The organism is Desulfolutivibrio sp. (assembly GCF_036584575.1).
Taxonomy (GTDB): Bacteria; Desulfobacterota; Desulfovibrionia; order Desulfovibrionales; family Desulfovibrionaceae; genus Desulfolutivibrio.
This window is the reverse complement of sequence record NZ_JAZHDB010000235.1, coordinates 1-9,486: the sequence shown is the minus strand read 5'-3', so window position 1 is coordinate 9,486 and position 9,486 is coordinate 1. Positions and strand designations below refer to the sequence as shown.

General features: G+C 57.4%; 9 protein-coding genes. 3 read left to right on the top strand and 6 right to left on the bottom strand.

The features are described from left to right. The 4 genes from V3572_RS17720 to V3572_RS17705 all read right to left on the bottom strand — a co-directional run. Positions 1–160: glutaredoxin domain-containing protein (locus V3572_RS17720; protein ID WP_332112360.1), on the bottom strand; the 160-nt coding region annotated here is incomplete at its 3' end. 26 nt (positions 161–186) lie between these two features. After that, the gene (locus V3572_RS17715) at positions 187–1,026 is read right to left on the bottom strand and encodes an amino acid ABC transporter permease (RefSeq protein WP_332112359.1); all 840 of its coding nucleotides are present in this window, start codon (positions 1,024–1,026) and stop codon (positions 187–189) included. Further along, positions 1,023–1,439: a hypothetical protein gene (locus V3572_RS17710; protein WP_332112358.1), complete on the bottom strand. Its 417-nt coding sequence runs from the start codon at positions 1,437–1,439 to the stop codon at positions 1,023–1,025. Before V3572_RS17710 ends, V3572_RS17715 begins: the two co-directional genes overlap by 4 nt. A 149-nt stretch (positions 1,440–1,588) precedes the next feature. Then, entirely contained in the window at positions 1,589–2,704 is a 1,116-nt protein-coding gene (locus V3572_RS17705) for an AAA family ATPase (protein ID WP_332112357.1), read from the bottom strand. 173 nt (positions 2,705–2,877) lie between these two features. Here V3572_RS17705 and V3572_RS17700 point away from each other — a divergent pair, with 173 nt between their 5' ends. Then, positions 2,878–3,483, top strand: coding sequence for a CvpA family protein (locus V3572_RS17700; RefSeq protein WP_332112356.1), 606 nt, complete (start codon positions 2,878–2,880; stop codon positions 3,481–3,483). Further along, positions 3,480–4,253, top strand: coding sequence for a nucleoside triphosphate pyrophosphohydrolase (gene mazG, locus V3572_RS17695; protein WP_332112355.1), 774 nt, complete (start codon positions 3,480–3,482; stop codon positions 4,251–4,253). The genes V3572_RS17700 and mazG overlap by 4 nt, the downstream gene beginning before the upstream one ends. A 135-nt stretch (positions 4,254–4,388) precedes the next feature. Here mazG and V3572_RS17690 read toward each other — a convergent pair whose 3' ends face one another. Both V3572_RS17690 and V3572_RS17685 read right to left on the bottom strand, forming a co-directional pair. Then, positions 4,389–6,278 (bottom strand): AAA family ATPase, encoded by a 1,890-nt coding sequence (locus V3572_RS17690; RefSeq protein ID WP_332112354.1) that lies wholly within the window; start codon positions 6,276–6,278, stop codon positions 4,389–4,391. Positions 6,279–6,729: 451 nt separating this feature from the next. Beyond that, positions 6,730–7,557, bottom strand: a complete 828-nt coding sequence (locus V3572_RS17685; protein WP_332112353.1) for a class I SAM-dependent methyltransferase — start codon at positions 7,555–7,557, stop codon at positions 6,730–6,732. A gap of 360 nt (positions 7,558–7,917) precedes the next feature. Between V3572_RS17685 and V3572_RS17680 the strand changes: the two genes are divergently transcribed. After that, positions 7,918–9,207: a DEAD/DEAH box helicase gene (locus V3572_RS17680; RefSeq protein ID WP_332112352.1), complete on the top strand. Its 1,290-nt coding sequence runs from the start codon at positions 7,918–7,920 to the stop codon at positions 9,205–9,207. Positions 9,208–9,486 lie beyond the last annotated feature (279 nt).

Sequence of the window (9,486 nt, the reverse complement as noted above, 5' to 3'; positions counted from 1 at the left end):
TGACCTTTTTGACCGCTTCGATGGCCTGCTTGCGGTCGTCGCCGGTCAGAAGGTCCACATGGATGCATTCGTAGACCACGTTTTTGTCGTCGAGAAACTGCTTGGCCTGCTTGCAGTGGATGCAGGTGGACAGGGCGAAGACTTTGACGTTTGGGGCCATGGGAGCTCCTTTGAAAAAAATGGATGTTACCTGCGGCGTCCATCCGCCATATGCGGATGTATTCCCCTTTCCAGGCGGCGGGTCAAGCGGGACAACGGCCAGGTCAGAAGCAGATACAAGGCCGCCAGGGGCAGATACGTCTCGAAGGTGCGGTAGGTTGCGGCGTTGACCACCTCGGCGGCTTTGGTCAGCTCCCGCACGGCGATGATCGACAAAAGCGACGAATCCTTGATCAGCGACACGAACTGCCCCGTCACCGGCGGCACCATGCGCCGGAGCGCCTGGGGCAGGATCACGTGCCGAAGCGTCTGGGCGTGGGTCAGCCCGGTCCCGGCCGCCGCCTCCCACTGCCCCGGGTCCACGGACTCGATGCCCGCCCGGACCATCTCCGAGATGTAGGCCCCGGAGAAAAAGGCCAGGGTCACGGCCCCGATGACGTAGGGGCTGTCCAGACGCACCACCACCCCCACGCAGAAATAGAAAATGAGCACCTGCACCAGAAGCGGCGTGCCCCGGAAGGCCCCCACGTACAGGGCCGCCAACTCCGGCAGCCACGCCCCCCGGGACACCGAGGCCAGCCCGGCGGACACCCCGAGCACAAGCCCCAGGACCATGGCCCCGGCCGAGACGGCCATGGTGGTCAACAGGCCGTACAGGTAGATTTCCCGGTAGGCCCACACCACGCCCCAATCCCAGTGGTAGCGGATGTTCGACAGCACCACGTACAGGCCCGCCGCAAAGGCCGTCAGGAGCACGATCCGGGCCACGGGGCGCGGCACGCTGGCCAGCCGCCCGAGCACGCCGCGATGCCTGGCCGGGCCGGAATCCGGATGCAGGCGCGCCCCGAAGGCCCCGTCTGGGCTCAATGACGGCTACCCGGCCAGGACAGGACGAACGGCGCCTTGTACTCGAAATGCGTCTTCAGATAGGCCGCGATCTCGGCCGACACGTCGCGCGAGGCCGACACCATGAAGCAGATGTTGGTCTCGGCGCGCACCTCGCCGGAAGGCAAAAGCGCCCCGCCGTCGCAACTGCCGAGTTGGGAATAGCCCCCGGCGGTCTTGGCCAGAAACTTGCGCAACTCCGGGAACTTCCCGGCCGCCTCCTTGCCGCCGGGCAAGACCCGGGGAACCACGAAGAAATGGATGACCACCTGTTCGGCCGCCTGAACGGCCGTGTCCGGCCCCTGGGCCGGGGTTTGGCCCGGCGTCTGGGCGAACGCCGACACCGCAGCCAAAAGGATCACCGCCGCCGCCATCAAAACCGCGCATCGTCTCATGCCGTACTCCTTACTCCATGGGTTGCCGTTGACCGAACCGGTAGCCAGGGCCCTCACGGACCCAAAGCGTCTGCTGCAGCCCGAAAAAGGCTTGCGCCTCCCCGCTCCCCCGTATCCGGCCGCAGGGATTCCACGGGACGCGCGCACGCCTATCCCGCCAGGTAGTCCGCCACGGCCTCCTGGTCGATGGTCAGCACCTGTCCGCTGTCCGTGGCGGCCAGCTTGGGGGACGAGCTCGGGTCGAATTCGTAGTCGGCGATGAGCCCGGTATAGATCTCGCGCAGGGCCCGCGCGCCGATGCGGGTGTTTTTCATGGCATGCTCGGCGATGAGATCCAGGGCCTTGTCCGTCAGCCGCAGGGTCACGCCCATGTGCTTGAAATAGTCGCGCGAGGCCCGCAGCGGCGAATCGTCCGCCGTGAGCATGATCTTTTTGAGCTCGTCGCGGCCCAATTCCTCGAAAAGGGCGATGGAGCTGAAACGCGACACGAACTGGGGCATCATGCCGTAGGTGAACATGTCCGACAGCCGCAGGTAGTCCTTGAGCTTAAACCGCACCACCGTGCGCACCTTGACCGTGCCGTCGGGCTGGCGGTCCACCTCGGAGGTCTCCTTGAGGCGGCGCTCGTCCTTGCGGTTGACGAGCAGGGTGTAGACCTGGTCGAAAAGCTCTTCGAAGGCCCCGCCGCAGATGAAAAGCAGCTTCGAGGTGTTCACGGGGATGTCGGCCAGGCATCGCTTGCCGCTCTCGTCCACGACCTCGGTGCGATACAGGATGTCCTCGCCCTCAAGCAGGGTCAAAAGGGCATACTGGGTGGTGATGCCCTCCACGTTGGCCTTGCCCGACACCCGGGCGGAAATCTTGTCCACCTCGTCCACGCACACCGTGGCGTTTTCCATGGCCGCCTTGAGCTGGGCCGCCGTCAGGTCGCCGCCGCTAAGAGCCCGCACCCGGGCCTCGATGCGCCGAAAAAGCCGCGTGGCCCGGTCCTCGCCCTCCACCTCCGGGGCCAGGGTGTTGGCGTTAATGATGACCATGGTCCGAAAGGCCGCAAGCTCGTCGTGGTCTTCGTAGAACTGGTTGATGGCCCGCATGACCGTGGTCTTGCCCGTGCCGCTGTTGCCGATGAAAAGGACGTTTCCGGCCTTTAAGCCATGGATGTGCTTGTAGATGGAGACGCTGATGAGGCGCAAGACCCCGGCCTGTCCGAGCACCTTGGAGGTCAGGTAGGCATAGATGTCGCGGGGTAAAAACATGCGGGACATTTTTGGGGCTCCTTGGCCGCGAGGTTTCTTCTCACTTCCAGCCATCCTAGCCGCTTCAGCGCCCCCGGGCAAGCGCCTGCCCCGGCTTCATTTTTCCGCAGGCATCTGCTAGGTTGCCCCCGTTCGGTCCATGTCTCAATCACATCGCCACCCCGACCCGAACCGGAGCCCGCATGAATATCGCCGATCTGGTCCTGCTCCTGGCGTGGGGATTTTTTTTCCTGCGGGGCTACATGCGCGGCCTGGTCAAGGAAGTGGGCTCCCTGGCCGCCCTGTTCGCCGGGTTCTATGCGGCGGCCAACTACCACCAGGAGGTCACGCCCTACCTTTCGGGCCACATCTCCGGCAACTACGCCCAGATCGCCGCCTATCTCCTGGTGTTCACCGCCACCCTGCTCGGGGTGTGGTTTTTGGTGCTGGCCCTGTCCCGGCTGGTGAGCATCACCATGACCCAGTGGGCCGACAAACTTTTCGGCGGGGCCTTCGGACTGGCCAAGGGCGTGCTTTTGGCCGCCGTGGTCTTTTTCATCATGACCACGCTTGGGCACAAGCCGGACTTTCTGGCCTCCTCGCGGCTTGCCCCCTTTGTGGAAAAGGCCGGAAACCTCGTCGCCGGATACGTACCCCCGGACATCAAGGCCAAGCTGCAAACCGCCGCCGAAGAGGTGCCCAAGGCTCTGGAAACGGCCAAATCCCCGGCATCGGGCAAACCCTCGGCCACGCCCAAGGCTGCCGCCCCTGCCAAAACCACGGACCAGACCCCCCAAAAAAAGCCATGAAAAACGACACCCCATTGAACGCGCTGCTCGACGTCATCGACTCCCTGCTCGGACCCGGCGGCTGCCCCTGGGACCAGGCCCAGACCCCGGAGACGCTGTGCGACTACATCATCGAAGAGTCCTTCGAACTGGTGGACTGCATCCGGGCGGGCGACTCGCCGGGAGCCCTGGAGGAGATCGGCGACGTGCTGTTCCTTTTGCTCTTCGCCACGAGGCTCTACGAGAAAAAAGGGGCCTTCAGCCTGTCCGACGTGTTCAAGGCCGAGGCCGCCAAGATGATCCGCCGCCATCCCCATGTCTTCGCCGACCTGACGCTCAAAAACCGCGAGGAGCTTTTGCGCAACTGGGAGCGCATCAAGCGGGCCGAGAAAAAGGAAGGCGCCGGGCTCTACGACAGCCTGCCCAAGGGGCTGCCGCCGCTTCTGAAGGCCTACCGCATCCACTCCAAGGCGGCCCGGGTAGGGTTCACCTGGGAGTCGGACGAGGACATGAAGCATGCCCTGGAAAAGGAGCGGATGGAGTTTGAGATGGCCGTGGCGGCGGGCGACGAGGCCCGCATGGCCGAGGAGTTCGGCGACTACCTTTTTTCGCTGGCCGAATACGGCCGCCGCCTGGGGCTCAAGGCCAATTCCTGCCTGGACGACGCCAACAAGAAGTTTCTCGGGCGGTTTCGGGGCATGGAGGCACTGGCCAAGGAGCGGGGGCTGGATATCGCCACGCTGACGCTTGCGGAGTGGAATGGGTTGTGGGGGGAGGTGAAGGGGAAATAATTTGTAATAACCAAATTATACATTAATATTTTCTTCCAATATTGCATACGCGATCAACAAAACAACGTTTGCAACCTGAACTATTGAACACAGTTTGGCGTTATATTTACTGGCTGGCAGTTTGTTTTTTACATACTATTTTTCAAGCTTTGCCCTCAAAAAGGCAATAAGTTTATCTACTTTCTTGCCATCAAAACACTGCTGTTTGTTAAATTGTCTTTTTGTAGCCGCATCCAGAGCAGTATCTTTAATTTTTCTCAGGACATCCTTGATTAATTTATTTTCGCAAGAACATTTTTGCAATTCTTTACTCAGCCATTCTAACCTATTAGAAGAAGGCAAACCCTCTAAAGATACTGTTGAAGAGGGTAGCATTGTTTTTATGGTCTCGTCTGCAACCTCTCTAAAAAAGGACTTTCTGTAAATATCCTCGAGACACTCCAGTTCTTTATCAGCATCTGCATAAGTGAACCATAAACCCTTCGGGCCATTCTTCTCAAAACTGTCCCTCTTATCAATTGCTGCGGCGTCATTATCACTCAGTATTATATATTCTAGACTACCTAGCTCCAAAAAACTGACGACGTTTTGGATTCCCCGCATCCCTCCACAAAAAGTTACTCCAAACCTATTTTTCGATGATTTAATGTTTAAAAAGTGTTTTATAATCTTTGAGTCACTATATCCCTCAACAATGACGTTGCTCTTATGAATATTCTCATATACTGCTTGCCCGAGAGCTGCGTATATTGAATGTGCATTGAATCCAGCATCTTCATTCGCGACCGCAGCCACCGTTTTTTCTCCTTCTTTACTTACAATAATATTATTATCAATGTTGTATGGATCTATCATTGATACAGAATGCGTAGCATATATTACAAAGTTATTTTTTCCAATCTCTATCAATGTATCGCGAAGCTCTCTGGCACTTGAAGGATGGAGGCACATCTCAGGTTCATCTATCAATATTATATCGTTCGTTATATCGCCACTCTTGCATTCCGCATCTATCATCAATAAGAACGTTATAAGCCTTCTAAACCCATCACTCCGTTGATCAAATCTATATTTATTAGTATCATCAACGACTTTTATTCTTAATTCAGTGCAATCATTTGCTGACTCTATGACTATCTTTGCTTTTATTGCAACTCCAAGCTCCCTCCATCTCCGCTTCAAAAATTTATTCACAGAAGTTGATATAGCATTTAACCAATTATCAAGTTTGTTCTCATGTTTTATATAATACTCGAATTTTTCTTTAATTTGCGATTCTTCCACATCATGAAGTCTAAACATATTCAACAAAGGCTTTGAAACACTCAGCGGCGCATTGACAAAACTCCTTATTGCAACCTTATATGGGAGATTGTTTTCTTCACTATATTTCCAGTAGAATATCCTTGGTAGTTCAAAATATTCTTCACGAATATATATACTAAATGCACCAAACAAGTCGGTATACGTTGTCTCTGACAAGAACTGACCAAACATCTCCTTTTCTCGCTCATCGATCCCATTATAATATAAAAAGTTACTATTTGCGATTTTGTTATATGCTTGGTTGCTTGCTGGCACTTTGCTGACACTTCGCAACTCCGGAATTGGATTTGTACCTTTATAGGCAAGAGCACTAATCATCGACTTGCTACCAATTTTGTTATAATAATAGAATAACTTGAGATCACTTCTATTATGTAAAATTTCATATGCAGTATACTTACCGTCAACCACTTGACCATCATATGAGCTTATTTTTTCCTTAACAAAAGCATCGATAGATTCTCTAAATTCTGCATCATCGAGCGAAAAAATACAATATACCTCCCCCTTATCTGCTAATTCTCGCAAATCATCATCTGAAGTTACATATTCACCGCCACAAGAAGCAATCGCTTTTAAAATGTTTGACTTTCCAGATTCATTCTTTCCAACAAGAATTCTATGTCCATGAGAGCCTATTTCTAAAACATAATCTTCAATTGATCTGAAATTCTTAATTTTAATCTTTTTTAATAGCATAAAAATTGTCCTTCACCACCTAGCATTTCAGAATTATCTCGCGCAGCATTACCGTATTACACAGTTATTACAAAACTAATACCGACCTAAAATTACTTGATCCGCTTATTAGCTAAGTCGTTTAAGACTAAACATTCAACCTACCAACAACCTAGTCTTTCTTGACAAGCAGAACCATATACAAAATTTAGTCAAATCGTCAATTGATAAAACAATATTTATACGTTAAACGCGTTACGAGAAACAACAATTATCGCCAGCTAGCTTGTATTAGCATGCCTACACCCAGCCTGCTTAATGTGGATCAAGCTAAACGGTCATTATATGCGCCGGGTTGTTTGGCATTCAATATCAAGTGTGCTCTCCGTCTTGCTCATCTTTCTTCGCCCGTCAGGCTAAACGGCACGATACGTCTTCATGTCTTTCGCGGACGCCGCAGGTCGCCCCGCCCTTACGGCTTCTGAATGACAAAAATCCCCTGCTCGTCGCTCATCTTGGCCGCGCCCACGAACTGCCCCGAATTGGGAAAGATCAGCCCCGACACGCCGAGTTTGGCGCACAGCACCGCAAAGCTCTTGCGGGTCAGAAAGGTGGCATGCGTCAGGCATTGCAGATACCACCACTCTTTGTGCCCCGACGCCACACGATCCGCCATGCCGGTGGTGCCGTATAAAATCCCCTTCGGGGCGAGCAGATCGACCAGCCGCGCCATCTCGTCCAGCGGCTCCGTGAAGTGCTCGAAGACCTCGGTCATGGCGATCAGGTCGAACCGTTCGCCTTTGAGCCTGTCCGTCTTGATGAACCGTTTCAGCATCTCCGGGACCAGCTCCGGCTTGAACAGGCCGGGCGGAAAAGGCATCTTTCTTTGGAAAAAAAGGGTGATATCGCTACCGAAGGCATTGATGCCGTTTTGCAGGAACATGTTGAAGCTCAGCCCCGAGCCGCATCCGAACACCAGCGTCCGCAGCCGCGCCGGGTCCAGGTTGAACAGGCTGATGAGGCAGGACGCGATATTGAGCTCCCGGATCGCGCGATTGATCGTGGGTTCGACGCCGTCACCCACCAGATTGGCGCCGTCCGCCCCTGGCAAAAGCGAATACTGCCTGCCATCCAGGCCGTCGAACCCGTTATGGAACAACAAACCGCACGCGCCGCACTGATAATACCGGCGCTCATATCCCTCAGGGTTCACTTTTGTTTCGGCAATGACCCCGTCGGCCTCGTTCCTTGAAAACACGAACCCCGCTTCGCCGCCGCATATCTTGCATTCCTGCTTCATAACCTTCACCCTCGTAAAGGATATCCGTCTAGCCGCCTGTCTACTGCAACCCCCTCCGGGAGTACACCCAAAAAGCCCGGATATCGCCCTGGCCGCCCAAAGGATTTGACATCCCCTCAGAAACCCTTATATATGCCGCTCGCCGGTCATCGCGCCCGGCCCTCGGTGTGTTCGTCCGCCGACGCGGTTCATGGCTGCATGCCCGTCGCTTCCTACCCGGACTGTCCCCGCCGAAGACGCCATTTTGCCCCGATCTTCCGATCCTGACTCGGCCCGCAGCCTCCGGTTCACGATTCGCAAGTCGCCTGCCAGGCGCGCCTTTTCGCGTGCCGGGACGCCCCTTTCACAAAAGGATATACCTTGAGCTTTGCCTCTTTCGAACTTCATCCCCTGCTTTTGTCCAACATCGAATCCCTGGGCTACACCGCCCCCACCCCCATCCAGACCGAGGCCATCCCGCCGGTCATGGAAGGCCGCGACGTCATGGGCTTGGCCCAGACCGGAACCGGCAAAACCGCCGCGTTCCTTCTGCCCATCCTCAACCGACTGGCCCGCCGCCAGCCCCCCAAACGCCGCGCCATCAAGGCCCTCATCGTCGCCCCCACCCGCGAACTGGCCGAGCAGATCCACGACGCCGTGCGTGAACTGGGCAACCGCGTGGGCGTCAAAAGCCTCACGGTCTACGGCGGCGTGGGCATGAGCCCCCAGATCCAGGGCCTGCGTCGTGGCGTGGACATCGTCGTGGCCTGCCCCGGACGCCTCCTCGACCACATGCGCCAGGGCCACGTGGATTTCTCCGCCCTGGACACCCTGGTCCTGGACGAGGCCGACCACATGTTCGACATGGGCTTTCTCCCCGACATCCGCGCCATCCTGGAAAAACTCCCGGCCAAACGCCAGACCCTGCTCTTCTCGGCCACCATGCCCGGCAGCATCCGCGCCCTGGCCGACGACATCCTGACCGAACCGGTCACCGTGCGCATCGGCAACCAGGCCCCGGCCGCAACCGTGGAGCACGCCGTCTACCCGGTCACCCCGAGCCGCAAAACCCCGCTGCTCATGGAGCTGCTCAACCAGGCCAAGGCCGAGTCGGTCATCGTCTTCACCCGCACCAAGCACAAGGCCAAAGGCCTGGCCGAACTGCTGTGCAAGTCCGGCTGCCGCGCCGCCTGCATCCAGGGCAACCTGTCCCAGCGCCAGCGCCAGGCCGCCCTCGACGGCTTCAAGGCCGGCACCTACCGCGTCCTGGTGGCCACGGACATCGCCGCCCGGGGCATCGACGTCTCCAAGGTCGGACACGTCATCAACTTCGACATCCCCGACACCCCCGACGCCTACACCCACCGCATCGGCCGCACCGGCCGCGCCGAATGCCAGGGACAGGCCCATACCCTGATCACCCGCGAGGACATGTCCATGGTCCGGGCCATCGAACACGCCATGGGCAAGCCGCTGCCCCGCCGCGAACTCGAAGGCTTCGCCCCCACCCCGCAGGAATACCGCGCCCAGCCCGCCGCGCCGCGCGACAACTACAACCGCAATCGCCGCCCCGGCGGCGGTTACGGCAATGGCAACGGACGCGGCCAAAGCCGCCCGGCCGGACAAAACCCCTCCTACCGCCCGGCCGCGCGCCGCGAGGCCCAGGCGTAAGAGAAGAATATCGGGGCTGCCGCCCCGTACCCCGCCCGGGGGGACTCCAGTCCCCCCGGCCCCCCCGGGCGCGCTTCGCGTCCGATGGGCGAAAGGCAGGGCTGGCGCACATGCCGCTTCGATCTTTGCCGGGCTTTCAGGCCGGAGACGTCAGGCTTCGCCTGCCGCCCCCGGCCCGAAAGCCCGGCAAGGGCCGCCCGGGAGCTTCGCTCCCGGCATTCCTCCGGACGCCCCGGTGATGCAGGACCAGTCGCTCCGGAAGCGGCCGTCCGCGCGGCT